This window comes from Streptacidiphilus neutrinimicus (genome assembly GCF_000787815.1).
GTDB classification, from domain to species: domain Bacteria; phylum Actinomycetota; class Actinomycetes; order Streptomycetales; family Streptomycetaceae; genus Streptacidiphilus; species Streptacidiphilus neutrinimicus.
In genome coordinates this window covers 48,445-75,343 of sequence record NZ_BBPO01000040.1, presented here as the reverse complement: position 1 = coordinate 75,343, position 26,899 = coordinate 48,445, and the positions used below count along the sequence as shown (strand labels likewise).

Annotated in this window: 21 protein-coding genes and 2 pseudogenes; 11 read left to right on the top strand and 12 right to left on the bottom strand. The window is 73.7% G+C overall.

The features are described 5' to 3' along the window. The 3 genes from TR48_RS39205 to TR48_RS24045 form a co-directional block, all read right to left on the bottom strand. The coding region (locus TR48_RS39205; protein WP_161789897.1) for a DUF4232 domain-containing protein at positions 1 to 426 on the bottom strand (426 nt) is incomplete at its 3' end. A 184-nt stretch (positions 427 to 610) separates the two neighbouring features. Then, entirely contained in the window at positions 611 to 2,071 is a 1,461-nt protein-coding gene (pntB, locus tag TR48_RS24050; RefSeq protein WP_042370781.1) for a Re/Si-specific NAD(P)(+) transhydrogenase subunit beta, read from the bottom strand. 6 nt (positions 2,072 to 2,077) lie between these two features. After that, entirely contained in the window at positions 2,078 to 3,643 is a 1,566-nt protein-coding gene (locus tag TR48_RS24045; RefSeq protein WP_042370779.1) for a Re/Si-specific NAD(P)(+) transhydrogenase subunit alpha, read from the bottom strand. A 486-nt stretch (positions 3,644 to 4,129) separates the two neighbouring features. Here TR48_RS24045 and asnB point away from each other — a divergent pair, with 486 nt between their 5' ends. Together asnB and TR48_RS40780 are read left to right on the top strand one after the other, a co-directional pair. After that, positions 4,130 to 5,983 carry an asparagine synthase (glutamine-hydrolyzing) gene (gene asnB / locus TR48_RS24040; RefSeq protein ID WP_042370776.1) on the top strand — a complete coding sequence of 618 codons (1,854 nt, stop codon included), beginning with the start codon at positions 4,130 to 4,132 and terminating at the stop codon, positions 5,981 to 5,983. Positions 5,984 to 6,404: 421 nt separating this feature from the next. Next, a pseudogene (locus TR48_RS40780) lies at positions 6,405 to 6,521 on the top strand (sugar O-acetyltransferase); the annotation flags it as partial. 21 nt (positions 6,522 to 6,542) lie between these two features. Here the strand turns inward: TR48_RS40780 and TR48_RS24030 are convergent. The 4 genes from TR48_RS24030 to TR48_RS24015 form a co-directional block, all read right to left on the bottom strand. Further along, positions 6,543 to 7,841 carry an RNA polymerase sigma factor gene (locus TR48_RS24030; RefSeq protein ID WP_042370772.1) on the bottom strand — a complete coding sequence of 433 codons (1,299 nt, stop codon included), beginning with the start codon at positions 7,839 to 7,841 and terminating at the stop codon, positions 6,543 to 6,545. A gap of 31 nt (positions 7,842 to 7,872) precedes the next feature. Next, positions 7,873 to 8,274, bottom strand: coding sequence for a YciI family protein (locus TR48_RS24025; RefSeq protein ID WP_042370770.1), 402 nt, complete (start codon positions 8,272 to 8,274; stop codon positions 7,873 to 7,875). A gap of 113 nt (positions 8,275 to 8,387) precedes the next feature. Continuing rightward, the gene (locus TR48_RS24020) at positions 8,388 to 8,954 is read right to left on the bottom strand and encodes a MarR family winged helix-turn-helix transcriptional regulator (protein WP_042370767.1); all 567 of its coding nucleotides are present in this window, start codon (positions 8,952 to 8,954) and stop codon (positions 8,388 to 8,390) included. After that, positions 8,947 to 10,218, bottom strand: a complete 1,272-nt coding sequence (locus TR48_RS24015; protein WP_042370766.1) for an FUSC family protein — start codon at positions 10,216 to 10,218, stop codon at positions 8,947 to 8,949. The genes TR48_RS24020 and TR48_RS24015 overlap by 8 nt, the downstream gene beginning before the upstream one ends. Positions 10,219 to 10,360: 142 nt before the next feature. On the opposite strand from TR48_RS24015, the gene TR48_RS24010 reads away from it, so the two are divergent. Next, on the top strand, positions 10,361 to 11,176 hold the full coding sequence (locus TR48_RS24010; protein WP_042370764.1) for a hypothetical protein: 816 nt from the start codon (positions 10,361 to 10,363) through the stop codon (positions 11,174 to 11,176). Between the two features lie 11 nt (positions 11,177 to 11,187). On the opposite strand, the gene TR48_RS24005 is transcribed toward TR48_RS24010, so the two are convergent. Continuing rightward, the gene (locus TR48_RS24005; protein WP_042370815.1) at positions 11,188 to 12,033 is read right to left on the bottom strand and encodes an EamA family transporter; all 846 of its coding nucleotides are present in this window, start codon (positions 12,031 to 12,033) and stop codon (positions 11,188 to 11,190) included. A gap of 164 nt (positions 12,034 to 12,197) precedes the next feature. On the opposite strand from TR48_RS24005, the gene TR48_RS24000 reads away from it, so the two are divergent. Beyond that, positions 12,198 to 13,091, top strand: coding sequence for a LysR family transcriptional regulator (locus tag TR48_RS24000; RefSeq protein ID WP_042370762.1), 894 nt, complete (start codon positions 12,198 to 12,200; stop codon positions 13,089 to 13,091). A 109-nt stretch (positions 13,092 to 13,200) separates the two neighbouring features. Here the strand turns inward: TR48_RS24000 and TR48_RS23995 are convergent, their stop codons facing one another. Beyond that, positions 13,201 to 14,418, bottom strand: coding sequence for an MFS transporter (locus TR48_RS23995; protein ID WP_236652300.1), 1,218 nt, complete (start codon positions 14,416 to 14,418; stop codon positions 13,201 to 13,203). 248 nt (positions 14,419 to 14,666) lie between these two features. On the opposite strand from TR48_RS23995, the gene TR48_RS23990 reads away from it, so the two are divergent. Together TR48_RS23990 and TR48_RS23985 are read left to right on the top strand one after the other, a co-directional pair. Further along, positions 14,667 to 15,602: a LysR family transcriptional regulator gene (locus tag TR48_RS23990; RefSeq protein WP_042370813.1), complete on the top strand. Its 936-nt coding sequence runs from the start codon at positions 14,667 to 14,669 to the stop codon at positions 15,600 to 15,602. 51 nt (positions 15,603 to 15,653) lie between these two features. Further along, positions 15,654 to 16,547, top strand: a complete 894-nt coding sequence (locus TR48_RS23985) for a class I SAM-dependent methyltransferase (RefSeq protein ID WP_042370759.1) — start codon at positions 15,654 to 15,656, stop codon at positions 16,545 to 16,547. A 43-nt stretch (positions 16,548 to 16,590) separates the two neighbouring features. Here the strand turns inward: TR48_RS23985 and murJ are convergent, their stop codons facing one another. Both murJ and TR48_RS23975 read right to left on the bottom strand, forming a co-directional pair. Continuing rightward, positions 16,591 to 18,306: a murein biosynthesis integral membrane protein MurJ gene (gene murJ, locus TR48_RS23980; protein WP_042370812.1), complete on the bottom strand. Its 1,716-nt coding sequence runs from the start codon at positions 18,304 to 18,306 to the stop codon at positions 16,591 to 16,593. A gap of 48 nt (positions 18,307 to 18,354) precedes the next feature. Further along, positions 18,355 to 18,609: a hypothetical protein gene (locus TR48_RS23975; RefSeq protein WP_152628145.1), complete on the bottom strand. Its 255-nt coding sequence runs from the start codon at positions 18,607 to 18,609 to the stop codon at positions 18,355 to 18,357. A gap of 276 nt (positions 18,610 to 18,885) precedes the next feature. Between TR48_RS23975 and TR48_RS23970 the strand changes: the two genes are divergently transcribed. From TR48_RS23970 to TR48_RS23955, 4 genes and pseudogenes are all read left to right on the top strand, one after another. Beyond that, entirely contained in the window at positions 18,886 to 19,854 is a 969-nt protein-coding gene (locus tag TR48_RS23970; protein ID WP_042370755.1) for a DUF4331 family protein, read from the top strand. 71 nt (positions 19,855 to 19,925) lie between these two features. Then, the gene (locus TR48_RS23965; RefSeq protein WP_042370752.1) at positions 19,926 to 20,507 is read left to right on the top strand and encodes a hypothetical protein; all 582 of its coding nucleotides are present in this window, start codon (positions 19,926 to 19,928) and stop codon (positions 20,505 to 20,507) included. 84 nt (positions 20,508 to 20,591) lie between these two features. Then, positions 20,592 to 21,177, top strand: a pseudogene (locus TR48_RS23960) (TetR/AcrR family transcriptional regulator). 146 nt (positions 21,178 to 21,323) lie between these two features. Beyond that, on the top strand, positions 21,324 to 22,508 hold the full coding sequence (locus TR48_RS23955; protein ID WP_042370750.1) for a GDSL-type esterase/lipase family protein: 1,185 nt from the start codon (positions 21,324 to 21,326) through the stop codon (positions 22,506 to 22,508). A gap of 120 nt (positions 22,509 to 22,628) precedes the next feature. Here TR48_RS23955 and TR48_RS23950 read toward each other — a convergent pair whose 3' ends face one another. Further along, the gene (locus tag TR48_RS23950; protein ID WP_052442944.1) at positions 22,629 to 23,417 is read right to left on the bottom strand and encodes a thioesterase II family protein; all 789 of its coding nucleotides are present in this window, start codon (positions 23,415 to 23,417) and stop codon (positions 22,629 to 22,631) included. Between the two features lie 367 nt (positions 23,418 to 23,784). On the opposite strand from TR48_RS23950, the gene TR48_RS39200 reads away from it, so the two are divergent. Beyond that, positions 23,785 to 26,811: a SpoIIE family protein phosphatase gene (locus TR48_RS39200; protein ID WP_161789896.1), complete on the top strand. Its 3,027-nt coding sequence runs from the start codon at positions 23,785 to 23,787 to the stop codon at positions 26,809 to 26,811. The last annotated feature ends 88 nt before the right edge of the window (positions 26,812 to 26,899 follow it).

The following is a 26,899-nucleotide window of genomic DNA, read 5'->3' as shown; positions in this document are numbered from 1 at the left end:
GACGCGCAGCGAGGCGGTGGCGGGTCGGCACTCGCCCGGGTCGTTGGTCATCCGGTTGCCGGTGTGGATCGTGGTGTGCGCGGAGGCGTGCGGGGCCAGCACGACGGCGCTGAAGGAGCGCGGGTCGTGGGTGGCGGGCGCGCCGACCTGGTTGCCGTGGGAGTCGAGCACCGACACCCCGGGGTAGCCGTCGAGGTCGCAGCTGGTGGCGCCGTGGTTGGTGAGCACCACGTCGTAGTAGAGCTGTCCGGCGCCCGCGTCCTCGCCGCCGAGCGCGCCGGTCAGCTGGGCGGTGGTGCACATCGGGGTGGTGGTCGTCTGCGTGGCCGCGTCGGCGACCGGCGCGAACGCCAGGGCCGAGGCCCCGAGCGCCACCGAGGCGGCGCCGGTGGCGGCGGCCTTCAGGGCCTTACTGCTGTTGCGCATGGTCGTGCGTCTCCCTCGTGTCCGAACGACTGGGCTCATCCGGACGACGGTGTCGCGCGGTGAGCGTCGAGCGGCAGGAGAGACGACCGGCCCCGGCCCCGGGTTGTAAAGGAATGTCAAAATCGTGGGTCACGACCGCCGGACGGCGGTCGTGACCCACGAGGTGGCACGGACGTTGCGGGTGCTACCCCGCGACGGTCTGGCGCGGGGCCGGGGCGGCCGGTTGGCGCCCGTCGCCGCTGAGGGCCAGCAGGATGGCGTCGACGCTCGCCTTCGCGTCGCCGAAGAGCATGCTGCTGTTCTCACGGAAGAACAGCGGGTTCTGCACGCCGGCGTAGCCGGAGGCCATGGAGCGCTTGAAGACGATGACGTTCTCCGCCTCCCAGACCCGCAGCACCGGCATGCCGGCGATCGGGCTGCCCGGGTCCTCGGCCGCGGCCGGGTTGACGGTGTCGTTCGCGCCGATGACCAGCACGACCGAGGTCTCGGCGAAGTCCTCGTTGATCTCGTCCATCTCCAGGACGATGTCGTAGGGCACCTTCGCCTCGGCCAGCAGCACGTTCATGTGGCCGGGCAGACGGCCGGCGACGGGGTGGACGCCGAAGCGGACCTCGACGCCCCGCTCGCGCAGCTGACGCGTCAGCTCCGCCACGGGGTGCTGTGCCTGGGCGACGGCCATGCCGTAGCCGGGAGTGATGATCACCGAGCGGGCGGTGGCCAGCAGCTCCGCCGCCTCCTCGGCGCGCACCTCGCGGTGCTCGCCGTGCTCCTCCTCGGTGCTGGACGGAGCCTCGATGCCGAAGCCGCCCGCGATGACCGAGATGAAGGAACGGTTCATCGCCTTGCACATGATGTAGGAGAGGTAGGCGCCGGAGGAGCCGACCAGCGCGCCGGTGACGATGAGCAGGTTGTTGTCGAGCAGGAAGCCGGCCGCGGCCGCCGCCCAACCCGAGTAGCTGTTCAGCATCGACACCACGACGGGCATGTCGCCGCCGCCGATCGAGGCGACCAGGTGCCAGCCCAGCGCCAGCGCCAGCACGGTCACCACGATCATCAGCGCCAGGTTCGGGCTGACGGTGAACCAGACGGTCAGCCCGACGAACGCGGCCAGCGCGCCCAGGTTCAGGAAGTTCTTGCCCGGCAGCATCAGCGGACGGGAGTTGATCCGCGCCGACAGCTTCAGGAACGCCACGATCGAGCCGGTGAAGGTGACCGCGCCGATGAAGATGCCGATGAACACCTCGGCGTGGTGGATGCCCAGCAGGTCGGAGGCGATGCGCGTCTGCGCCGTGCCGTGCGACTCCACCTCGAGGTAGCTGTTCCAGCCCACCAGCACTGCGGCGAGGCCGACGAAGCTGTGCAGGACGGCGATCAGCTCGGGCATCTGCGTCATCTCGACGCTGCGCGCCCGCCACAGGCCGATCACGGCGCCGATCGCCATCGCGGCCAGGATCAGCGCGATCGCGCCTGCGGTGATGCTCTGCGAGGCCACCACGATGGTGGCGACGAGCGCGAGCGCCATCCCGGCGATGCCGTAGACGACGCCGGCGCGGGAGGTGCGGTGCTGGGACAGGCCGGCCAGGCTGAGGATGAACAGCAGCGCGGCGACCAGGTCGGCGGCGTGGGAGGCCGTCATGGAGGTCATCTCGGCTCAGCCTTTCGAGAACATGGACAGCATGCGGCGGGTGACGGCGAAACCTCCGAAGATGTTGACGCTCGTCAGCAGGATCGCCACGCAGGACAGCGTGGTGACGATCCAGCTCTCGTGCCCGATCTGCAGCAGGGCGCCGATCACGACGATCCCGGAGATCGCGTTGGTCACCGACATCAGCGGCGTGTGCAGCGCGTGGTGCACCTTGCCGATCACGTAGTAGCCGATGACCACCGCGAGCGCGAACACCGTGAAGTTCTCGGCGAGTTGCGCGGGGGCGAAGGCCACCAGCAGGAACATCGCCAACATTCCGGCGCCGATCAGCGAGAAGCGGCCCGCGGGTGTGAGCTTCGGCTGCTTGGGCTCCGGCTTGGCCGCCGCCGGCGCGGGCTGCGCGGCGGGCGCGGCCGAGACCGAGACGGGCGGCGGCGGCCAGGTGACCTCGCCGGCCTGGGCGACGGTGACGGCCCGCTGGACGACGTCCTCGAAGTCGATCGTCAGCTGCCCGTCCTTGCCGGGCGTCAGCAGCTTGACCAGGTTGACCAGGTTGGTGCCGAACAGCTGCGAGGCCTGGGCCGGCAGCCGGGAGGCGAGGTCGGTGTAGCCGATGATGGTGACGCCGTTGTCGGTCACCACGGCCCGGCCCGCGACCGTGCCCTCGACGTTGCCGCCCATCGCGGCGGCCATGTCGACCACGACGCTGCCGGGCTTCATCGCGGCCACGTCCGCGGCCGTCAGCAGGCGCGGGGCGGGGCGGCCCGGGATGAGCGCGGTGGTGACCACGATGTCCACGTCCTTGGCCTGCTCGTGGTAGAGCTCGGCCGCGGCGCGGTCGTAGTCGGCGGAGGTGGCCTTGGCGTAGCCGTCGGTGCTCTGCTCCTGCACGACGTTGACCGGCAGGTACTCGCCGCCCAGCGACTTCACCTGGTCGGCGACCTCGGGGCGCGGGTCGGTGGCGCGCACGATCGCGCCGAGCGAGGAGGCCGCGCCGATCGCCGCGAGACCGGCCACGCCCGCCCCGGCGACGAGGACCTTCGCCGGGGGGACCTTGCCGGCCGCGGTGACCTGGCCGGTGAAGAACCGGCCGAAGACGTGAGCCGCCTCGATGACGGCCCGGTACCCGGCGATGTTCGCCATGGAGGAGAGCACGTCCATCGACTGCGCCCGCGAGATGCGGGGCACCGCGTCGAGGGAGAGGGCGGTCACCCCGGCGGCGGCGAGCGCCTGGAGCAGCTCGGGCTTCTGCGCGGGGGCCAGCAGACAGGCGAGGGTCGCGCCCTCGCGCAGCCGGGCGATCTCCGGCTCGGTGGGGGCGTTGACCTTCAGGACCACGTCCGCTTCCCAGGCCTCGCCGCTGCCCGCGATTCCCGCGCCGGCGTCGAGGTAGGCCTCGTCGGTGAAGCCGGAGGCCGATCCCGCGCCGGACTCGACGACGACCTCGTATCCGAGGCCCAGCAGCTGGCGCACGGTCGCCGGGGTGGCGGCGACGCGCGTCTCCCCGGAGGCGGACTCGGCGACGACGCCGATGCGCTGGGGTGGGTGGTGCGCGGGTTCTTGAGCAGACATGTCTCGTGTTCTCTCGTCAGGGGAGGGTGTGACGGGGGATCCGCGATCGGGGGAAACGGAGTGTCGTAGGGACTCCTTCCCCCTTGGTCGCAGGAACCTACCCGTCGGACGCGGGCATACCGACCGGTCAGGACCGTGACATGTTTCACTTTCGCCTCACTTGAGGAACCGGCGGCCGGCCTCCTGTTTTCCCGGCGTGTCGCGCGGGCGATCGAGTGTGCACGACCCGTCGGGTTCGGGTCAGATCGGTGGCGGTCGAACGGTCGGTTCCGCCCCGACCCGCCAGGGGAACCCGGCAGTGGGAGGCGTACGCGCTGGTCAAACCCGTTGGGAGGTGTTGGCCCGAACATGACTTTAAGGCGAGGTAATGATTGCGCCCTACATCCAACTTGCTTAGCGTGATCATGTCGGCGGGCCGCAGCGGACCGGCCACGCCCCGCCCACCCGGGGCGCCGCGCCGACCCTCGCAGAAAGGCACCACGCCACATGTGCGGGATCACGGGATGGGTCTCCTACGACCGGGACCTGACCACCGAGCACGCCGTCCTCGCCGCGATGAACGCCACCATGACCGACCGCGGCCCCGACGCCGGCGGCGTCTGGCTGGACACCCACGCCGCCCTCGGCCACCGCCGCCTCGCCGTCATCGACCTCGAGGGCGGCGCCCAGCCGATGACCGTCACCCACGACGGCCGCACCCTGCTCGCCACCACCTACAGCGGCGAGATCTACAACTACCGCGAGCTGCGCGCCGAGCTCGTCGCCCGCGGCCACGCCTTCACCACAGCCAGCGACACCGAGGTGGCCCTGCACGCCTACCTCGAGTGGGGCGAGGACTTCACCAGCCGCCTCAACGGCATGTACGCCTTCGCGCTGTGGGACCCGCGCAGCGAGGAGCTGCTGCTGGTGCGCGACCGGATGGGCATCAAGCCCCTCTACTACTACCCGACCGCCGACGGCCTGCTGTTCGGCTCCGAACCCAAGGCGATCCTGGCCCACCCCCTCGCCCGCGCCGTCGTCGACCGCGAGGGCCTCGCCGAGCTGCTGGCCTTCGTGAAGACCCCCGGCCACGCCGTCTACCGCGGCATGCACGAACTGCGCCCCGGCCACACCCTGCGGGTACGCCGCGGCGGCCTGACCGAGCGCCGTTACTGGGCCCTTGAGGCCAAGGAGCACAACGACGACCTCGACACCACGATCCGCCACGTGCGCGAGCTGCTCGACGACATCGTCGAGCGCCAGCTCATCGCCGACGTGCCGCTGTGCACGCTGCTCTCCGGCGGCCTGGACTCCTCCGCCGTCACCGCACTGGCGGCGAAGGCGCTGCGCGCGGCCGGACACGGCCCGGTGCGCTCCTTCGCCGTCGACTTCGTCGGCCAGACCGAGAACTTCCGCCCCGACGCGCTGCGTGCCACACCCGACGGCCCCTACGCCCACGCCCTCGCCGAGCACGTCGCCGCCGACCACCGCGACATCGTGCTGGACACGGCCGACCTCACCCACCGCGAGCACCGCGACGCCGTCCTGCTCGCCCGCGACCTGCCCATCGGGCTGGGGGAGGGCGACACCTCCCTCTACCTGCTGTTCCGGGCGATCCGCGAGCAGAGCACCGTCGCGCTGTCCGGCGAGTCCGCGGACGAGATCTTCGGCGGCTACTCCTGGTTCCACGACCCCGCCGCGGTCGCCGCCGACTCCTTCCCGTGGCTGTGGGCCATCGAGCGCGGCTTCGCCGCCGAGGGCACCACCGTCGGCCGGGACGCGCTGCTGGCCCCCGGCCTGCTCGGGAAGGTCGACGTGGTCGGCTACCAGCAGGCCCGCTACCGCGAGGCCATCGCCGAGGTGCCGCGCCTGGCGGGGGAGAGCGGCCACGAGCGCCGGATGCGCGAGATCAGCCACCTGCACCTGACCCGCTTCGTCCAGACGCTGCTCGACCGCAAGGACCGCGCCTCGATGGCGACCGGCCTCGAGGTCCGCGTCCCGTTCTGCGACCACCGGCTGGTCGAGTACGTCTTCAACGCCCCCTGGGCGATGAAGACCTTCGACGGAAGGGAGAAGTCCCTGCTGCGCGCCGCCACCCGCGACGTCCTGCCGGACGTGGTCGCCGAGCGCGTCAAGAGCCCCTACCCCTCCACCCAGGACCCCGGCTACGCCGAGGTCCTCCGCGGCGACCTGCGCGCGCTCCTCGCGGACGGCGACGCCCCCGTGCGCGACCTGCTGGACCTCGGCGCCACCGCCGACGCGGTCGCCACCGCACCCGGCCCGGACCTGCGCAACGCCGCCGAGGTCGTGCTGGCCCTCGACACGTGGCTGCGCAACTACGACGTCGCGCTGGACATCTGAGCCCACCGGCCCCTGCCCGCCGCCGACCGGCACCCGGCGGGCAGGGTCAGTCGGCGCGACAGGCGGTGCCACCACGATCGCCTCCGGTGTGTCACCGCGCACCGGGGGTCCGCGCGAGCGCTTCGTGGCGAGCGTGACCACCTGGCCTCGGAGCCGGAGCGCGCCGCGCGGTGGGAAGGAGATCCAGGGGGAGACGGGCCCGGAGCCGGTCGTCGCGGATCTCCACGACCGGCACGTGGAGGCCTGGGAACTGGTCACCGAGATCCCGCTGCTGCTGGCCTCGCTGGTGTTCCTGACCGCCCTCTCCCGCGGCTCCGGCAAGCCGTCGACAGAGCGGCCGCCCGACGCGACTCCGCCGCCGTCGCCGCCCCCCGGCGTAGGCGACGGCATCCGGCTCGACGAGCCCGTGAGGGTCGGCCCGCCCGGCGTCGGCGTCGGCCGTGACGCCGTGGTCGCCGCCGGGGCGGTCGTGGCCGAGGACGTGCCTGCGGCCGGCCTGGTGACGGGCGGCAAGGCGACCGTGCGCCGGCAGCGGTGACGCCTCGCCAGGCCAGGGGCGTCAGGGATCCCCTCGTCCGCTCGGCGGCGCGGTCCGCGCGTCCCCGGCGTTGCCGGCGGCCAGGCGGGCGGCGCGGAGGGTGAGGTGGTGGCGCTCGGGCAGGCTCGCGGTGCGGTGCGCGGCGGCGCGGTAGTCGGCGACGGCGGCCTCGTGGTCGCCCGCAAGCTCGTGCAGGTGGGCGCGGACCGCGTGGAGCCGGTGGTGACCGGCGAGCGCGGGCGGGGGATCGGCGAGCAGCGCGAGCCCGGCGGCCGGGCCCTCGACCATGCCGAGCGCCACCGCGCGGTTGAGCGTGATCAGCGGGTTGTCGGAGAGCCGGGCGAGCACCCCGTACAGGGCGAGGATCTGCGGCCAGTCCGTCTCGGCGGCCGTCGGCGCCTCGTCGTGGACGGCCGCGATCGCCGCCTGCACCTGGTACGGGCCGACCGGTCCGCGCGGCAGGGCCGCGGTGATCAGCGCCACGCCTTCGGCGATCGCGTCCGCGTCCCAACGGGCGCGGTCCTGCTCGGCGAGCGGGACGAGCTCGCCCTCCGGGCCGGTGCGGGCGGGCCCGCGCGCCTCGGTCAGCAGCATCAGCGCGAGCAGCCCGGCGACCTCGGGGTCGCCCGGCAGCTGCGCGCGCACGGCTCGGGCGAGCCGGATCGCCTCCCGGGAGAGCTCGACGCGGCGCAGCTCGGGGCCGCCGCTGCTGGCGTAGCCCTCGTTGAAGATCAGGTAGAGCACGTGCAGGACCGCGTCCAGCCGGGCCGGCCACTCGGCCGGGTCCGGCATCCGGAACGGGACGCCGGAGGACTTGATCCGCTGCTTGGCCCGGCTGATCCGCTGGCCCATGGTGGCCTCGGGCACCAGGAAGGCGCGGGCGATCTCACCGGTCGTCAGACCGCCGACGGAGCGCAGCGTGAGCGCGATCGCCGAGGCGGGGGAGAGCACCGGGTGGCAGCAGAGGAAGAGCAGCGTCAGCGTGTCGTCCCGGCCGCTGCCGTCCGCCGCGTCCGCGTCCGCGCCGGGCGCCGAGCGCCGGTCGGCCGGGACCTGCCCGGCCACCAGCTCCTCGCGCCGACGCCGGGCCTGCTCGCTGCGCACCTGCTCCGTCATCCGGCGGCCCGCGACCTGGAGCAGCCAGCCGCGCGGACTGCGCGGTACCCCCTCGACGGGCCACTGCGACGCGGCGTCGAGCAGGGCCTCCTGGACCGCGTCCTCGGCGGCGGAGAAGTCGCCGAAGCGGCGCGTGAGCACGCCGACGACCTGCGGCGCGAGCGTGCGCAGCAGGTCCTCGACGTCGCGTTCGAGCGCGGTCACCAGGGCTTCGTCCGGGCTCGTCCGGGCTCGGTCACAGCTCGGCGGGCGGGCCGGACATGACCTGGCGCACCTCGATCGGCATGTTCAGCGGCTGTCCGCCGGGGCCGGGAGCGGCGGAGACCTGCGCGGCGATCTCGACCGCGCGCCCCTCGGTCTCGCAGTCCACGATCCACCAGCCGGCCACCCACTCCTTCGACTCCGCGAACGGGCCCTCGGTCACCACCGGCGCGCCGCCGCTGTGAGAGCGGACGATCTTCGCGGTCTCCGGCATCGCCAGGCCCTGGGCGTCGACCAGCTCTCCCGCCTCGGACAGGGCGGTGTTGGTCTCCGTCATGAAGCGGATGTGGGCCTGGATCTCCTCCGGCCTCCACTCGTCGATCTTGGGGAAGTCGACGTTCTTCTCGCTGAACTGCATCAGCAGCATGTACTTCATCGTTCCGCTCCTCGCTCGTCGTACCCGCCCCCGGCGGGGGCGCTCACGGGTAGGTAGAAGCACGCCCGGCGTTTTCGACATCCTCGACGAGGTCGGCGGAAAAATCTCGGAGATCAGCCTGCGGCGTGGGGAGCGTGCGGGATGCTGCCCTCCAGATGCAGTAGCAGTTCGCCCAGGCGTTCGGCCAGCTCCGCGCGGTGCTCGGGCGGCAGACCGGACAGCAGTGCGTGCTCGCGGTCCAGCTGCTCCGGCAGGGTGCGGTCGGCGAGTGCGCGGCCCGCGTCGGTGAGGGTCAACCGCGCGACGCGGCGGTCGCGCGCGTCGGTGCGCCGCTCGACCAGGCCGTGCTCCTCCAGCCGCCGCAGCCGCTTGGTGACGGCCGCGCCGGAGGCGAAGGTCTCCCGGGCGAGCTCCCCGGCCGTGAGCGGCCGGGCGGACCGGCGCAGCGTGCCGAGCAGGTCGAACTCGGCGCGGGTGAGTTGCTGGGGCCGCAGTTGCGCGTCCGCGGCCTGTTGCAGCAGCGCGGCGCAGCGGTTGATCCGGCCGATCACGCCGATCGGCTCCAGGTCCAGATCCGGGTGGACCTGCCGCCACTGGCGCATGATGCCGGTGACGATGTCCGCCCGCGCCTCAGGCGCCTCGGGCCGCTCGCCGCCCTCGCGCGGCCGCTGCTCAGACATGCGCAGCCTGCCGCTCCGTCAACAGGGCCAGCATCCGGTGCCCCTCCTGCTCCACCTGTGCCACCTCCTGCAGCGGAACCGGCCGCTGCCACCACTCTCCCGCATGGCCGTCGGCGGATTCTCGCAGCTCGTGGAGTGCGTCGGCGAGCCGGGCGCGCGCGTCGGCGCCGACCGGGTCAGTGCGCGCCAGGCGCTGGGCGGCCCGTGCCTGGTGCAGCGCCGCCGTCAGGCGCTCCCCCGCGCGGCGGTTGGTGACCAGGAACGCGCCCGCCATCCCGAGCGCAGCCCCGAACACCGTGTCCAGCCAGCGGTCGCCGACGAGCGTGCCCACCGGCTCGGCGCTGCCGAGGCTGACCAGCAGCAGCGCCATCGGGGTCACGAAGACCTGCCCGAGCCAGTAGTTGCGGGTGATGGTCGCTTCCGCACCCACCTGGCAGGCCGCGACGAACAGCAGCGCCAGCAGCGCGCCCGCCCGCGGGAGGTGGGTGAGCGGCACGGCGACGGAGAAGACCAGCAGACCGAGCAGGCTGCCCACGGTGCGCTGCAGGGCGCGTTGGAAGGAGACGCTGGTGTTGGCGCGGTGGACGGCGGCGGCCGTCACCACGGCCCAGTAGGGGTGGCCGACCCCGGCCGCCAGCGACGCCCCTCCGGCCAGCGCGCAGCCCAGCGCCACGCGGAAGGCGAGCGGCAGGTGCATCCGCAGCGGTCGCGGCGGCCGGGGCCGGGCGAGCGTCAGCGCCGGACCGTGGGACCGCACCAGCGCCGGCGCCAGGCAGACCAGCCACGCGACGAGCCCGCCCACGCCGACCAGCGCCAGGTGCGCGGGCACCGCGTCCAGCCGCTGCGGCAGGAAGAACGCCGACGCGGTCACGAAGGTGAAGATGACGTTCCCGGGCGGTCCGAGCCGCGTCGCGTCGCAGATCAGCTTCTGCAGCCCGGCCATGAGCGAGGCCAGGGCCACCAGCGCCAGCACCGAGCGGGTGAGCGACGCGGCCGTCAGCGCGACCGCGACGCTCGCCGTCATCCCCGCGACCACCCACGCCAGCGTCCGCGCCCGCTCCCGGTAGGGGAGCGCGTGGGCGAACAGCGCGCACATCGTTCCCGCGGAGGTGTACGGCACGAGGTCGAGCCGTCCGATCGCGAGCAGCAGGAGGTTCGGGAGCCCGGTGGCGACGGCCACGCTGAACGCGGGCCGGTGCCACGGCCCGACGGCGGGCCGCAGCCGCAGCGAGCCGCGCAGCGGGAGGACGGGGTTCTGGGGCATGCGACAAGCTTAGCAAGTGTTTCACTTGTAAAATAAAGCGAGGCTCTGCACCTTCGGGCACGGTGGTCTGCCCTTGAGGACGTGTCCTGGCGGGTGCCCGCGACGGTAAGAAGAGGAGGACGGCTATCCGGAGAGGCTTCCCATGCGTGCGCACGACCCCGGCAGGACCTCCGCGGCGGACACCCGGGGCGCGGCGGACCGGGCGGCGCCCGTGCGCCCCGCGGTCGACGGCTCCGCGGACACCTCCTCGGCCGCCCGCCTCCTCGCGCTTCAACGCACCGCCGGCAACGCCGCCGTGAACCGTGCGCTCGGGCGGGGAGGGCACGGAGCGCCGGGTGCGACGGCCGTCCAGCGGGCCAGGACCTCGCAGACAGCCCCCGCCCGGGTGGACGGCAACCGGCTGCTCGACCTCATCGTGGGAAAGAACCGCACCCTGGCCGGATTCGGCTTCGGTCCCGAGTGCCGCAACAACGGCGGCAACAACCTCATCTCCCGGCCGGTGGAGGTCGAGGTGCGGGACGGCGACACCACCGCCCGGCTGGCCGTCCACCTCAACGTGATGCTCACGACCGGCGGCGAGGTCCACGACAGGACCAGCGGCTCCTCGTCGGTGAAGATCCACGGCGGGCTCTTCCACCTGACGGCGCGTCGGGCCGCGAGCCAGAACCTGATCCACCAGGCGGGCGCCTCCGCCCTCACCGCGGACGAGTCCATCCACGTCGGGCGCAGCAACGCAGGCGCCGGCTGGAACAGCCGCAGCGACAACACGCGGATCCTCGCCGGGCAGGCGGGCGTCTCCCAGGACGCCCTCGTGGCCGCCCTGACGAGCAGGTTCCCGCCGGGCGAGGTGGCCGAGCTGGTCGAGACGTTCAAGCGGGACGTCGGCCGCGTCGTGATCAATTCCCTTCTGCCCGAGGTGGTCACGGTGACCTGGGAGGGCGACGCCTCCTTCGCGTGACGCCGAGGCGCTCAGGGCCTGTCGCCCGAGCGGTCGTCCGGGCGGGCGGCCCGGCGCCGGGAGGCGGTGAGGGTGCTGGCGGCGTTCGCGGCGACGATGGCGGCGATCGCGAGCCAGTCGGCCGGCGGCAGACGCTGGCCGAGGACGACCCAGCCGACGAGGGCCGCCATCACCGGGTGGACGCTCATGAAGACGCCGAAGAACTGCGTGTTGACCTTGCGCAGCGTCAGCATGTCGACGAGGAACGGCACCGCCGACGAGAGCACCCCGGCCGCCGCCGCGCAGGCCAGCGCCTCGGTCGTGAGCGGGTGGCGGATGAAGACCAGCACCCCGACGGGCACGTAGAGCAGGCCGGAGATCGCGGCCGCCGCGCCCGGGCCCTCGGCGCCCGGGATGCGCGCGCCGATCACCCGGTTGAGCAGGATGTACGCGGCCCAGCAGGCCGCCGCGGCCAGACCCAGGACGAGGCCCAGGTAGTCCGTGGTCGGCTTGGGACGCAGCAGGCACACCACCCCCGCGCTGGCCGCCAGCGCGCAGACCAGATCGGCGCGGCGGCGGGAGGCGGTCAGGGCGACCGTGAGCGGCCCGAGGAACTCCAGGGTCACCGCCAGACCGAGGCCGACGCGGTCGACGGCCGTGTAGAGCGTCAGGTTCATCGTCGCGAAGACCAGCGCCAGCAGCAGCACCGGCCACCACTGTCGCCAGGTGAACCGCCGCACGTGCGGCCGTCCCGCGGCCAGCAGCACCACGGCGGCCACCCACTGCCGCACCGCGACCACCCCGGCGGGCCCGATCGCCGGGAACGCGAGCGCGCCGGTGGCCGCCCCGAGCTGGTTGGACAGGGCGCTGCCGACCATCATGACGATGCCGGAGACCGGGGCCGTGGCCAACCGCCCTCCCTCGGTCGCCCGGTCAAGGGACGCCTGGGCGTCGGACGTTGAAGAGGTCGCCATACGCGCAGCATGGGCCGCCGCGGTAGATGCGCAAAATGCATGCACGCCTTCAGCTATACGCTGAGCGTATGGACGTCGAGCTGAAACAGCTGCGTTGCCTGGTGGCCATCGTCGACACCGGCAGTTTCACCGACGCCGCGCTGGAGCTCGGCGTCTCGCAGGCCGCCGTCTCGCGCACCCTGGCCGGGCTGGAGGCCGCTCTCGGCGTCCGGCTGCTGCACCGCACCAGCCACAGCATCTCCCTGACGCCGTCGGGAACCCACGTCCTGGGCCGGGCCCGGCACCTGCTCGCCGAGGTCGACACCCTGACGCGCGAGCTCGCCACCGGCCACACCACGCTGCGGATCGGCCACGCCTGGTCCGCGATGGGCCACCACACCTCCGCGTTCCAGCGCCGCTGGGCCGCCGCGCAACCGGAGGTCGAGCTGCGGCTTGTTCGCACCAACACCTCCACCGGCGGGTTGGCCGAGGGCGTGTGCGACCTGGCGATCGTGCGCGGGCCCGTCGACGGGCAGCGCTTCGCCAGCACGGTCGTCGGGCTCGAACGGCGGGTGGTGGCCGTCGCCTCGGACGATGCGTGGGCCAGGCGCCGGTCCGTCGGCCTCGACGAGACCCGCACCCGCACGGTCGTCGTCGACCGCCGCACCGGCACCACCACGCCCGAGCTCTGGCCCACGGGCGAGCGCCCGACCCTGACCTACACCCAGGACATCGACGACTGGCTCGCCGCCATCACCGCCGGCCGCTGTATCGGCATCACCCCGGAGAGCACCGCGACGCAGTACCGCCGTGAGGGCATCGCCTTCCGGCCGCTGCGCGGAACCGCGCCCGTCCCCGTCCACGTCGTCTGGCCGCGCCGCGACCCCCACCCGGCCACGGCCGAGGCCGTCGCGCTGATCTCCGAGCTGTACGCGGAAGGGGCGGCGAAGGGCGCCCACCTCCGGTCCCGTCGTGCTTCGTAGCCGCGAGCCCGTCTTCCGTCCCGGCCGGGGACCGGCGGTGTGAACCCGACGGTGTGTCCGTTCGTTCACTGCCGGTCAAGTTGACTGGCCGGTCGATCTGCCGACGACCTCAGGCGCCGCTCGGAGCCGGCTCCGGCTCCGGCGCGGTGAGCGTGACGGCCGCGCGGCGGGGCAGCAGCAGCGGGGTCGCCAGCAGCAGCACACCGGCCAGCGCCAGCGCCGGGCGCAGCCCGAGCACCGCGCCCAGCACGCCCCACACCGCCGTCAGCGCGGCCGTCGACGCCTTGGTCGTCACCGTCCAGGCGTTCAGCGTCCGCGCGACGCGGTCGTTCGCGGTCCGCTCGAGGCGGTAGGTGGCGTAGAGGGGGTTGAAGACGCCGCAGCAGAAGATCAGCCCGAGCTCGACGCCGATGACCGTCAGCAGCCCGCCCGTCCCCGGCCCGACGAAGGCCAGGCCGACCGGCCACAGGGCCCGCAGCGCCCCGGAGACGAGCAGCACCTGACGCTGCCCGAACCGGGTGGCCAGCGGACGGGCCAGCCGTGCGCCGAGCAGCCCGCCGATCGACGGCGCGGCGAAGGCGAGGCCGTACTGCCACGGCGCGAAGCCGAGCCGACCGAGCATCAGCACGGCCAGCAGCGGCTCGGCGGCCATCACCAGGCCGTTGAAGACGGCCGTGTTGAAGAAGAGCGCGCGCAGAGCCTGGTTGCCCAGGATGTACCGCCAGCCGTCGAGCAGGTCGCCCGCCCGCATGCGCGCGGCGTCGCGTCGCTCCGGCACCGGCTCGGCCTCGGGTCCGCGGGCGGCGTGGATGCCCAGCGCCGAGAGCAGGTAGCTGAGCGCGTCCGCCACGACCGTCGCCACCGGACCGAGGAGCCCGATCAGGGCGCCGCCCAGCGGCGGCCCGAGGATCGTGGTCGTCCAGGCCGTGGACTCGAACCGGGCGTTCGCCACGAGCAGGTCCTCGGCCGGCACCAGAGTCTTGAGGAACGCGCCGGAGGCGGACCGGAAGGTGATGTCGGCCGCCGCCACGACCACCGAGACCGCCAGCAGTTGGAGGAAGGAGAGCGCGCCGAGCGCGAACGCGACCGGGATCGTCAGCAGCGCCACGAAGCGCGCCAGGTCCATCGCGACCAGCACCGGCCGCTTGCGGCGGAACTCCACCCACGGCCCGAGCGGCACGGCCACCGCCGCGCCCACGGCCGCACCGGCGGACGACAGCGCCGCGACCTCCGCCGACCCGGCGTGCAGCACCCGGATCGCGATCAGCGGGAACGCGCCGAAGGCCAGCCAGGTGCCGAGGGCGCTGGTCCCGTAGGCTCCCCACAGCCATCCGAACCGCCGCCCGAGCCGACGCCCGTTCCCCCGGCCGTTCCTGTGGCTGTTCCCTCGGTCGTTCCTTTCGCCGCCCGCTCGACCGTCCCGCACGCCCGCCGCCCCTCGTCCTTCGCCCTGCACAACCGATCCGCGACCGAGAGCATCAAAGCGAGCACCCTACCTGCGGGGCCTACCTGCGGGGCAAACAACCACAGGACCACCTGGCCACAACCATCGGTTGTGCCCGTAGGGTGGCGGCCATGGATCTCGACGCGGTTCGGACCTTCGTCGTCGCCGCCGACGCGGGCCGGTTCCAGGACGCCGCCGCCGAGCTGGCGGTCAGCCAGCAGGCCGTCTCCAAGCGCATCGCCGCGCTCGAACGCAGCCTGGACGTGCGCCTGTTCACCCGCACGGCGCGCGGCGCGCAGCTGACCATCGACGGGCAGGCCTTCCTGCCGCACGCCCGCGAGCTGCTGCGGGTCGCCGAGCGGGCCGTCGCGTCCGTGCACGCGGCCCGCCGACCGCTGCGCGTCGACGTGATCGCCTCGCGCAGCGCGCAGTCGGGCCTGATGCGCGCCTTCCACCGGGCGCACCCTGACGTCGACCTCGACGTGGTGATGCTCTTCGACGTCGAGACCGCCGTGGGCGCCCTGCGGTCCGGGGCCATCGACGCGTCCTTCCGCGCCGTGGCCATGCCGGGCGCGCCGCTGCCCGACGACATCGAGTCGGTCCGAGTGCTCGATGAGCCGCTGCAGCTCCTCACCGGCCCCGGGCACGCGCTGGCCTCCGCCCGCTCGGTGACCTTGGCCCAGCTTGTCGGCCACCGGATCTGGATGCCCGGCATCGTCCCCGGTACCGAGTGGGCCGCCTACTACGACGACCTCGTCGCCGAGTTCGGCCTCACCATCGAGGCGACCGGCCCCAACTTCGGCTCCGACGCCCTGCTGGACACCGTCGCGGACACCCCGGCGCTGGCCACCTTCATGGGCGAGACCTCCCGCCTCGTCTGGCCGACCGGCCACGGCCTGCGCCGCATCCCGGTCACCGACCCGACGCCCGTCTACCCGCACTCGCTGCTGTGGCACCGCGACAACCCCCACCCCGCGCTGACCACCCTCCGCGCGTACCTGGCCGCCTCGCCGCCCGCCGTCGACGCCCCCGGCACCTGGACCCCCGGCTGGGTCCACCGGCGCTGAGCCGCGCCGGGTCTGCGAACATCGGGCGGTGACCGGATCGGGGGTTCAGCCATGACCATCGGCGACTGGCAGTGGGACGAGACGCTGTTCGCGGGCGCGGCGCCGTACTACCGGCGTGGCCGCCTCCCGTACGCGCCGGGTCTGGCGGAGGCGCTCCGCGACGCGCTGGCCCTCGACGGCCGGGGTCGCCTCCTCGACGTCGGCTGCGGGCCCGGCACCCTGGCGCTGGACCTCGCCCCTCTCTTCGCCGACGTCGTCGGCGTGGACCCGGACCCGGGGATGCTCGCCGAGGCGGAGCGGGTCGCCGCCGAGACGGGCCTGAACGACCGGACGCGGTGGATTCTGGCCCGCGCGGAGGAGCTCCCCTCGGGCCTCGGCGCCTTCACCGTCGTGACGTTCGGCCAGTCGTTCCACTGGATGGACCAGGAGCGCGTCGCGGCGGCCATGCTCCGGCTGCTGCGACCCGGCGGGGCCTTCGTGCACGTCGCCGACGTGAAGACGCAGCCGAAGACGGACCTCAAGACGAAACCTGCGGCGGCGACGTCCGGCGCGGACGCACTCCCGTTCCCGCCCGTGCCCTACGCCGCCGTCGACGCCCTCGTGCGCCGCTACCTCGGTCCGGTCCGGCGCGCCGGCCGCGGCACCCTGCCGCATGGCACGCCCGGCGGCGAGGCCGAGGTCCTCGGCCGGGCCTGCTTCGCCGGTCCGCAGCGCCTCGTCGTCGCGGGCGGACAGGCGCTGGAGCGAGACCACGACGACGTGGTCGCCCAGGTGTTCTCGCTCTCCTCCTCGGCCCCGCACCTCTTCGGCGCGCGGCGCGCCGCGTTCGAGGCGGAGCTGCGCGCGCTCCTGGCGCAGGCCTCCCCGGCGGGCCGGTTCTCCGAGCGCCGGCCCGGCACCGAGGTCCGCATCTGGCGCAAGGAGCCCGCCCCGCCGCAGTCCTGACCACCCGAGCGCTCCCGCGAGGGCCCGCCTTGGGGGTCAGGCCCTACCGCCGACCGGGCAGGCGGGCGAGTACGGCGCGCAGCTCGTCGACGCCGAGGGCACGGCAGGCGAGGACGAAAGCGCCGAGCATGACCAGGCCGCCGACGGTCAGCGCCGACAGCGCCGTCGCCGTGGGTGCTCCGGCGGGTGCGGGGAATCCGCCCAGTGCGCGGGCGGCGGCCCAGCCGGCGAATCCCGCGGAGGCGGCCGCGGTGACGAGCTTGCCGTAGGTGCGCACCAGCCGGCGCCCGTCCAGGCGGCGTTCCAGGCGACGCCGCAGGCGGTGCGCGGTGATCACCAGGCCGACCAGGTAGGAGAGCGCGTAGGCGCCCGCCATCCCGATCGCGACCTGCCGCGTCGGCAGCCACAGGTGGCAGGCGGTGGCCAGCGCGATGTCGAGCAGCGAGATCCACACCGCGGTCCAGAAGGGCGTCCTGGTGTCCTCGAAGGCGTAGAAACCGCGCAGCAGCAGGTACTGGGCCGAGAACGGGATCAGGCCCAGGGCGAACGCCTGCAGCATCTCGCCGAGCGGCTGTGCGGCGGCTGGACCGTCCGGTCCGTGCGAGAAGAGCAGGACGGCTATCTGCGGCCCGAACGCCAGGAAGAAGAACGCGGCGGGGACGATCGCCACGCCCGTCGTCCGCAGGGCCCGCGACAGGTCCGCGCGCGCGTCGTCGAGGCGGTGCTCGGAGACGGCCCGGCTCATCCGGGGCAGCAGCGCGGTCACCAGGGACACGGTGACCACCGACTGCGGCAGCATCCAGATGTTCTGCGCGAAGAAGTACGGGGTGTTGCCGGCGTCGGCCTGCCGCGCCACGGCGTCGACCGCGTTCGCGTAGCGGGTCACCACCGCCAGCGCGACCTGGTTGACGAGCACGAACAGCAGGGTCCACCGCGCGGCGGCGATGCTGCGCCCCAGGCCCGTGCCGCGCCAGTCGAAGCGCGGCCGAAAGGAGAAGCCCGTCCGCAGTAGCGCGGGCAGCAGGCACAGCGCCTGCAGCGCGATCCCGGCGGTCGTCGCCGTCCCGAGCAGCACGACCTCCAGGGAGGTGAGGTGTCCGCCCCGGCCGGCCAGGACGATGTACAGGCCGAACATGCCGATCAGCACGACGTTGTTGAGCACCGGCGCCCAGCCCATCGCGCCGAACCGGCCGCGGGCGTTCAGCAGCTGACCGAGCATGAAGAACAGGCCGTAGAAGAACACCTGCGGCAGCAGGAACCAGGCGAAGGCGAGCGTCAGCGCGTAGTCGCCGCTCGTGCCGTGGGGGCCCGGCGGCGTCAGGAGCGCGACGATCTGCGGCGCGAACACCAGCGCCAGCGCGGTGCCGACGGCCAGCACGCTCAGCACCATCGTCAGCAGGCGCTGCTCGTGGGCGCGCCCGCCGTCCGCGTGCTCGTCGCGCGCCCGCACCAGCTGCGGGACCAGCACCGAGTTGAGCGCTCCGCCGATCATCAGCGTGTAGAGGCTGGTCGGCACGGTGTTCGCGGTGTTGTAGGCGCCCGCGTCGGCCGTGACGCCCAGCGCGGCGCCCTGCAGCACCAGCCGCACCATGCCGGTGGAGCGGGACATCACCGTGCCGAGCGCGAGCAGCGCCGAGGACCGCGCGACCGCCGCGCCGCCTGCCTGCTCACCGCCGCGACGCTTGGCGTGCCGGCCGCGCCCGCGCGGGCGTTCGGGCCGATGGACCTTCGACGTGTGCTCCGCCGTCTCCTCCGTCATGATCACAACGTAGGGGAGGGCGCGGGCCGCCGACGGTCCGTGCCCGGATCATCCGGAGATGTCCTCCAGGACCTCCAGGGGCGAACCCACGGGGTGAGCCTGCTTCAGCGGCTCGGTCAGGTGGACGACATAGGGACCGTTGCCCCGGCAGCTGTCGATGCTGATCACCTCGTCGTCGATCCGGGCCCGGCAGGGAACCGGCACCGGCTCGGTGATGGGCAGGTTGTGGTTGCGCCAGTGGATCGGGTCGGTCGGGTGCGCCGTGGTGACGGGTGCGACGGCGGAGGCGAGCACGGGGTTCATGGCCGAGCAGCGTACGCCGCCCGAGGTGTCGCTGGGGAGCCCTCAGGGATGGACTTTTGCCTGGTGGGACGCTTGTGACGAGTGCATGGCGGATGCCGTTCGCAGAACTCCTCCGCACCGTCAGGAAGTTGGCGTTCCGGCCCGTCGGGGCCCGGCGATCGGGTGATCCAATCGTGACTCGCCGTCCACCGCCGCGTCGTTTCGCGTGACGGATGGCAGCATCGCGACAGGCGTTCCGGAGCGCCGGATCGGGGGTCCCGACGACGAGGAGAGACCGTGTCCCACCACCTCAGCGGCCCCGACCTGCGTTCGCCGAAGGGCGACGCGCGGCTCGACATGACCGACCTGTTCGTCTTCCCCTCGGTCGACCCCGGACGCACCGTCCTGATCCTGAACGTCAACCCGTTCGCCCCCACCCAGGGCGAGGCCTTCCATCCGGACGCCGTGTACCGGATCAACGTCGACACCGACGGCGACAACCGGGCCGACCTCGCCTACAGCTTCGTCTTCTCGCCGCCGCGCAACGGCCACCAGACCGTCACCGTCCAGCGGGCGCACGGCGAGGACGCGCAGCGGCACGAGGCCAACGGCCAGGCCGTCATGTCGAACGTGGCGGTCGCGCTCGGGCGGGTGCCGAGCGTGGTGCAGAGCGGCGGCTACCGTTTCTTCGCCGGGCTGCGCAGCGACCCGTTCTTCGCCGACCTCGACGGCATCGTCAACGGCTTCCAGTGGACCGGGCGCGACTTCGGCATCGACAAGAACGTGTTCGGCATCGTCCTGGAGGTCGACGACGACGAGCTGGGCTCCGGGCCGATCGGCGTGTGGGGGCGCGTCAGCGTGCGCGAGGGAGACCGGCTGGTCTCGGTCGACCGCGGCGCGCACCCCTCGCTGACCGCGTACTTCAATGCCGAGGACGTCAAGGAGGCGTACAACGCGGGCGAGCCGGCGGAGGACTGGGACGCCTACCGCGAGGCATGGACGGCCGTGCTGGTCCACACCGGGGGCTACGGCGCGGACGAGGCCGAGCAGGCGCTGCGCACCGTGCTGCCCGACGTGCTGCGCTACGACCGCACCCGCCCCGCCGCCTACCCGAACGGCAGGACCCTGATCGACGACGTCACCTCGGCCCGGCTCGCGATGATCTCGAACGGAAAGGTGACCGACGACCACATCCCGCCGCACACCGACCTGCTGACGGTCTTCCCATACCTCGGCCAGCCGCATCAGGTGGCCCGGACGTCCTGAAAGTCCTTCCTTCGGGTGGCGCTGCCGGGCGTCGGTGGTGTTCTGCGCGGGGCGGGCAATACGGTCACGGCGTGATCGCGGACCTGACGCCGGCCGACCTGGTGGCGGACCCGACCGACTGCCTGCCCATCTTCGAGGAGCGCGTGCGCGCGGAGCAGCGTCGGCTGGCTCTGCTGCAGGAGGTCGTACGGGAGCTGAGAGGGATCGAGGAGGCGCGCGGCCGCCTCCAGGCCCTCCTCGACGGAGAGGCGTCGGGCCTCGACACGGCCGAGGACCCGCCCGTGCCGGGGCTGGGCATCCCGCGGCCGCGTGTCTCGCTGGTGCACCAGACCGGCGGGCGCCCGGCGGGCGCGGCGCGGCAGCCGGGCGGAGCGGGGCCGTCCAGGCCGGAGGCGGGGCGGCGCGGTCGGCCGGGGCGTCATCTGGACCGGGCGCTGGAGGTGTTGGCGGCCGAGCCGGACCGGCGCTTCAGCGCGCCCCAGATCGCCGCGCTGATCGGCGCCGACGCCGACTGGCTGCGGTTCGTCCTGCACAGCGCGGCCAACCGGGGTCTGGTGATGCGCCATTCGCAGGCGCGCCCGATGGGCGGGCGCGGCCGCCCGGTGGTGATCCAGTTCAGCGCCGCCCGCCCGGAGCTTCCGAGCCATGCCTGATCTTCCCGATCTCCCTTTGGCCAGTTGCTAATACCTATAGGCAAATGCATACTGGCCATAGCTTGATGGAGAGAGGCTGAAGCTATGGCACGTGTGGGACTGAGCGCGGAGCGTCTCGCTGTCGCGGGCGCCGAACTGGCCGACGAGGTCGGGTTTCGAGCAGGTGACCCTCTCGGCGCTGGCCCGGCGCTTCGACGTGAAGGTCGCCAGCCTCTACTCGCATCTGAAGAGCTCGCACGAGCTCAAGACCCGCATCGCGCTGCTCGCTCTGGAGGAGCTCGCCGACCGGGTCGGCGACGCCGTCGCCGGCCGCGCCGGACGCGACGCCCTGGGCGCCTTCGCCGACGCCTACCGCGACTACGCCCGATCGCATCCCGGCCGCTACGACGCCGCCCGCTTCCGGCTCGACCCGCAGACGGCTGCGGCCAGCGCCGGTGTGCGGCATGCCCAGATGACGCGGGCGCTCCTGCGCGCCTACGACCTCGACGAGCCCGCCGAGACGCACGCTGTGCGGATGCTGGGCGGCGTCTTCCACGGCTTCGTCAGCCTCGAGGCGGCGGGCGGCTTCAGCCACACCCCCGTCGACGCGCAGGACTCCTGGGAGTGGACCATCGACTCCCTCGACACCCTGCTGCGCGCCCGCGCGGGCGGCGGGGGGCCGACTACCTGACGGCTTCTCACCTTGCCGCGGGACGCCACGCGAGGCCACGCACAGCCACGTCCAGCCACGCAGTGCCACACGGCGCAACGCCGCGCCACGCTCCGCCACACCCACGACTCCGATCGACCCGACGACCGCCGACGAGAGCGCGAGCCATGCACGACGACGCCCATGCCCTGATCACCACCCCCGTCACCGAGGACCTGCTCCGCGGCCACCTCGACGTCGAGCGCACCGCACGAGGCGGCCTGCTGCCGCACCGGCTGCCCGCCCCGGCCCGACGACAGCTCCCCGACGAGCAGTTCGCGCTGGTCGAGGCCCAACCCTCCGGCGTGCGGCTGGTCTTCCGCACCCGCGCCACCCTCGTCGAGCTCGACACGCTGCCCACCAAGCGCGCCTACCTCGGCCTGCCCGCCCCCGCCGACGGCGTCTACGACCTGCTGGTCGACGGCCGCCTGGCGGCGCAGACCGGCGTCCCCGGCGGCAACGTCCGCATCATCGACATGTCGACCGGCTCGGGCGAACTGCGGGAAGGCCCGTCCGGCACCGCCCGGTTCACCGGCCTCCCGCCGCAGGACAAGCAGGTCGAGATCTGGCTGCCGCACAACGAGACCACGGAGCTGATCGCCCTGCGCGCGGACGCGCCGATCCTCCCCGCCCCCGACGGCGGTCGCAGGCGCTGGCTGCACCACGGCAGCTCCATCAGCCACGGCTCCAACGCCGCCAGTCCGACCACGACGTGGCCCGCCCTCGCCGCCGCCGAGGGCGGCGTCGACCTGGTCAACCTCGGCTTCGGCGGCAGCGCGCTGCTGGACCCCTTCACCGCCCGCACCCTGCGCGACACCCCGGCCGACCTGATCAGCGTCAAGATCGGCATCAACATCGTCAACGCCGACGCCATGCGCCTGCGCGCGTTCGGCCCCGCCGTCCACGGCTTCCTCGACACCATCCGCGAGGGCCATCCGACGACGCCGTTCCTGGTGGTCTCGCCGCTGCTCTGCCCCGTCCAGGAGGACACCCCCGGCCCGCTCGCGCCTGACTTCAGCTCAGGAACCCTGCGGTTCAAGGCCACCGGCGACCCGGCGGAGCGCGCGGCGGGGCGGCTCACCCTGACCGTCATCCGCGAGGAGCTGGCCCGGATCGTCGCCGACCGCGCGGGCGACGACCCGAACCTGCACCACCTTGACGGCCTCCTCGTCTACGGCCCCGCCGACTACCGGGAGTTCCCGCTCCCCGACGAGATCCACCCCGACCCCGCCGGCCACCGGCGTATCGCCGCCAACTTCGCCCGCCACGCCTTCGGCCCCGGGGGCCCGTTCGCGGGCGCGAGCGAACGTTGACCGTGTCAGGCCGGACAGGCCAGTGACCCGAGCGGCGGCCAGGGAACGACCTGTGTGCTGACGCCGCCGACGAGCCAGGCCGCGTAGTACAGACGGGCCTGTCGACTCGAAACGCCAGGGTCAGTAGCGGCGGACCTGCGCCGTGAGTTCGGTCGTGAGCGTCGCGAGGACGGCGTCGGGGGACTCCTCGGTGAGGTAGAAGTGGCCGCCGGGGAAGGTGTACTGGGTCGCCGGACCGGCGGTCACCTCGGCCCAGCGGGCGAGTTCGGGCGGGGTGGCGTGGTCGTCCGCGCCGCCCATGAGCGTGAGCGGGCAGGTGAGCAGCGGCCCCGAGGGCGGGGCCGCGCGGAAGGTGTCGCACACCGAGTAGTCGGCCCGCAGGACCGGAAGGATCCAGTGGAGCAGCTCCGGCTCCGCGAGGACCTCCTCGGGCGTGCCGCCCATCTCGCGCAGGTCGGCCACCAGGGCCTCGTCGCTCCACTTCGGGCGACCCGGCTTGGGCGGCACGGTCCCCGGGCCGCCCATGCCGCTCAGCAGCAGGCGCTCGGGTCCCGGGTCCCCGAGGCGCGCCGCCGTCAGCGCGACGCCGTAGGCGAGCAGCGCGCCCATGCTGTGCCCGAACAGGGCGTAGGGGCGGCGGTCCGCGGCGAGGGTAGGCCGCAGCGCCGCGTAGAGGGAGGAGAGCAGCACGGAGTAGTCCGACTGCAGCGGCTCGCGGTAGCGGGCCTCGCGGCCGGGCAGGCTGACGGCGGAGACCTCGATGTCCGCGGGCAGCCGGCCGGCCCAGGGGCGGTAGAAGCTCGTTCCCGAGCCCGCCGGGTGGAAGCAGAGCAGGCGCAGCCGGGCGGCCGGGCGCGGGACGACGGTCTGCAGCCAGGGGTTCGGCGCGGGGCTGGACGGAGTGAACATCGGGTGGGGCGTCCTCGGGCGATCGTCGCGGTGGCAGCGTCAGCCGGGCGCGAGGAGTCTCCCGCCCGTAGCGATCATGCCGCACCGGCGCGCGGAGCCGCTTCGCAGCCCGGCCACCGCCATTGTCGGCGGCCGCGGGAAGCGTCCAGGCAACAACCGGTCAACGGCGGGCAGGCGGCCGATGACGGGCGGCCGTTTGCGAAGAACCGCCTGGCCTGCGCGAACGATTACGATCTGCTACTTGCGCGGTCACAGCAGCGCAGGTTAAGGATGTTTTGTGCAGAGACGTCACCGCGGGGCTTCCACGCACCGTGGCCGCGGTGCGCTGTCCGAGCGGCAGACGTGCGGCGTGCGCAGGATGTTCTCCGTGCGGACCCTCGCCGGGCGGATGTTCCTGACCGAACTGCTCATCGTGCTGCTGCTGGTCGTCGCCGGAGTGACGGCGATGGTGCTCCAGGGCCGCTCCAGCACGGCCAGCGACGCCCGCCGGGTCACCCGCGGAGTCGCCGAGTCCTTCGCCAGCGCGCCCGGCCTGGCCCAGGAGCTGCAGAGCCCGCACGCGTCCGCGCTGCTGGAGCCGCGCGCGGAGGCCGTGCGGCAGGCGACCGGCGTCGACTCCGTCGTGGTGTTCAACACCGCCTCCGTGCAGCTGACGTCCCCCTACCCCGACTACGTCGGCCGCCCCTACCGGCCGCCGTCCTCCGTGGTCCAGAACGTGCTGCCCAAGCTGCTGGCCGGGCAGACGGTGACGTTCCAACTCTCCCAGCCGGGCTTCGACTCCATCGCGACCGCGGTCCCCGTCTTCGACGCCACGCACAAGCCGCTCGGCGCGGTCGTCGTGAACATCACCGTCGGGCGGGTCAACGCGCTCGTGGACACCCACCTGCCGGTGCTGCTGGGCGGCGCGGCGCTCGCGGTACTGCTGGCCGCGGCGGGCACGGCCCTCGCCTCCCGCCGGCTGCAACGTCAGACGCGCGGCCTCGGCCCGACCGAGCTGGCCCGGATGTACGAGCACCACGACGCGGTGCTGCACGCGGTGCGCGAGGGCGTGCTGATCATCGGCGGCGACGGCCGCCTCATCATGGTCAACGACGAGGCCCGCCGCCTGCTCGAACTGCCGGCCGACGCCGAGCAGCGGCCGGTGGCCGCGCTCGGGCTCGACCCCGCGACGACCGCGCTGCTGACCTCGCCCGAGAGCGAGGAGATCACCGACGGCATCCACCAGGCCGGCGACCGGCTCCTCGCGGTGAACAAGCGCCCGACGGCGCCGTACGGCGGCCTGCCCGGCTGTGTGGTGACCCTGCGCGACACCACCGAGCTGCACGACCTCACCGGCAGGATCGAGGCCGCGGGGCAGCGGCGGCAGCTGCTCTACGAGGCGGGCATGCGCATCGGCCGCACCCTGGACATGACGCGGACCTGCGACGAACTCGCCGAGGTCGCCGTCGGCGGCGGCTTCGCCGACTCCGTCACGGTCGACCTCGTCGACGCCGTCACCCACGGCGAGGAACCCCCACAGGACCTCGGCGCCGCCACCCGCCTCCTGCGCCGCACCACCTTCCTCGAAAGCCCAGCCCCCACCCCGCCTCCCCCGGGGAACGGGACCGAGTCCGCGAGCGTGGATTCCGGGACACAGCCGGGTGAACGCGGCGGCCGCGGCGGAACGGGACGGAGCGACCGTGCTGCCGGGCTCGCCGCGCGTGGCACTTTGGGGCCGGTTCGCCCGGCGGCCGGCGGCGGCTCGGGAGGTGCCGTGCCGGGGTTGTCCTACGGGCCCGGGGACATGGGCGCCGAGCCCGGCGGGCCCGGGCCCGCCGACGGCGATCTCGGCGGGTCCGCGGCTGAGTCCCTGGGAGGGGGGCGGCCGGTGGCCGGTGGCGGCGATCTCGGCGGGGTCGGGCGGGATGGCGGTGCTGCCGGGCTTGGCGTGCCCGGCTGGTCGGTGGCCGGGGGCTCAGGGCCGGGGCGGTCGCGGGTCGAGTGCGCGGGGCGCGGGGCGCCCGTCGGGGCGGCGGTGACGGTGGCGGCGGGGAGTCCGCAGGCGCGGGCGGCCACGAGTGATGCCGCTGTGCCCGACGCCCACCACGGCACGGTGACCGCGCCGTTGCGGATGCGGGGCGGGCTGCTGGGGCTGGTCGAGTTCCGGCGGTCCGCCGGAAGCGCGCCGTTCGACGCCGACGACCTGCTGCTTGCCCAGGACCTGGCCGCACGCGCCGCCGTCTCCCTCGACAACGCCCGCCGCTACACACGCGAGCACGGCACCGCCGTCGCGCTGCAGCGCAGCCTGCTGCCGCAGAGCCTGCCGGTGCGGACCGGGCTCGACGTCGCCCACCGCTACCTGCCGGCCAGCGCCGGCGTCGGCGGCGACTGGTTCGACGTCATCCCGCTGCCGGGCTTCCGCAGCGCACTCGTCGTGGGCGACGTGGTCGGGCACGGCATCAACGCGGCCGTCGCGATGGGGCGCCTGCGCACCGCGATCCGGACCTTCTCCGCCCTGGACCTGCCGCCGGACGAGGTGCTGGGCCGGGTGGACGAGCTGGTGTCCCAGCTCGACGAGGAGTCCACCGACGTCAACATCACCGGATCGACCTGCGTCTACGCGGTCTACGACCCGGTCCTCGGGGTGTGCACGCTCTCCCGTGCCGGGCACCTCGGCCCGGCCGTGCTGCGCCCGGACGGGACGCTGGACTACCCGGAGGTCGCCGTCTCCCCGCCGCTCGGCGTAGGCGGGCACCCGTTCGAGACCACCGAGATCCCCCTGGAGCCGGGCTCCCAGCTCCTGCTGTTCAGCGACGGACTGGTCGAGACCCGCGGCCAGGACATCGACCACGGCCTGCAGGGCCTGCGGCGGACCCTCGAGAGCCGCCGGCCGCGCGGCCCCGAGGAGACCTGCGCGGCCCTCCTCGGGACGCCCGGCGCGACGGGGCAGGCGCGGGACGACGTGGTGCTGCTCGTGGCCCGTACCGACCTGCTGCCGCCCGAGCAGGTGGCCGAGTGGGAGGTGCCCAGCGACCCCGCCGCCGTCGGGCCGGTGCGCAACGCCTGCGTGAAGCAGCTGGCGGAGTGGGGGTTGGACGAGATCTCCTTCAGCACCGAGCTCATCCTCAGCGAGCTGATCACCAACGCCATCCGCTATGGCGCGGCGCCGGTCAGGGTGCGGCTGCTGCGCGACACCGGCCTGGTCTGCGAGGTCTCCGACGCCAGCAGCACCGCCCCGCACCTGCGTTGGGCCGCGACCACCGACGAGGGCGGTCGTGGCATCTTCCTCGTGGCCCGGCTGGCCCACCGTTGGGGCACGCGGTACACGCCGGAGGGCAAGGTCATCTGGTCCGAGCAACCGCTGACCGAGAGCCCCTCCCTGGACGGCCTGCTCGGCGGTATGGACGAGCTGTGACCGTCCAGGTGCGAAGGATGGCAAGGGACGGCGAAGGACGGCGACGGATAGCAAGGGACGGCAAGGGATGCCGAACGAGGGCCGAACG

Coding starts and splice junctions, on each gene's coding strand:
- TR48_RS23975 (WP_152628145.1), bottom strand. CDS start 18,609: ATGAACCCCGTGCTCGCCTCCGCCGTCGCACCCGTCACCACGGCGCAC.
- TR48_RS24005 (WP_042370815.1), bottom strand. CDS start 12,033: ATGGTCGGCAGCGCCCTGTCCAACCAGCTCGGGGCGGCCACCGGCGCG.
- TR48_RS23990 (WP_042370813.1), top strand. CDS start 14,667: ATGGATCTCGACGCGGTTCGGACCTTCGTCGTCGCCGCCGACGCGGGC.
- TR48_RS24020 (WP_042370767.1), bottom strand. CDS start 8,954: ATGTCTGAGCAGCGGCCGCGCGAGGGCGGCGAGCGGCCCGAGGCGCCT.
- TR48_RS23985 (WP_042370759.1), top strand. CDS start 15,654: ATGACCATCGGCGACTGGCAGTGGGACGAGACGCTGTTCGCGGGCGCG.
- TR48_RS24015 (WP_042370766.1), bottom strand. CDS start 10,218: ATGCCCCAGAACCCCGTCCTCCCGCTGCGCGGCTCGCTGCGGCTGCGG.
- TR48_RS23955 (WP_042370750.1), top strand. CDS start 21,324: ATGCACGACGACGCCCATGCCCTGATCACCACCCCCGTCACCGAGGAC.
- pntB (WP_042370781.1), bottom strand. CDS start 2,071: ATGACCTCCATGACGGCCTCCCACGCCGCCGACCTGGTCGCCGCGCTG.
- TR48_RS24025 (WP_042370770.1), bottom strand. CDS start 8,274: ATGAAGTACATGCTGCTGATGCAGTTCAGCGAGAAGAACGTCGACTTC.
- TR48_RS24045 (WP_042370779.1), bottom strand. CDS start 3,643: ATGTCTGCTCAAGAACCCGCGCACCACCCACCCCAGCGCATCGGCGTC.
- TR48_RS24010 (WP_042370764.1), top strand. CDS start 10,361: ATGCGTGCGCACGACCCCGGCAGGACCTCCGCGGCGGACACCCGGGGC.
- TR48_RS24000 (WP_042370762.1), top strand. CDS start 12,198: ATGGACGTCGAGCTGAAACAGCTGCGTTGCCTGGTGGCCATCGTCGAC.
- TR48_RS23950 (WP_052442944.1), bottom strand. CDS start 23,417: ATGTTCACTCCGTCCAGCCCCGCGCCGAACCCCTGGCTGCAGACCGTC.
- asnB (WP_042370776.1), top strand. CDS start 4,130: ATGTGCGGGATCACGGGATGGGTCTCCTACGACCGGGACCTGACCACC.
- murJ (WP_042370812.1), bottom strand. CDS start 18,306: ATGACGGAGGAGACGGCGGAGCACACGTCGAAGGTCCATCGGCCCGAA.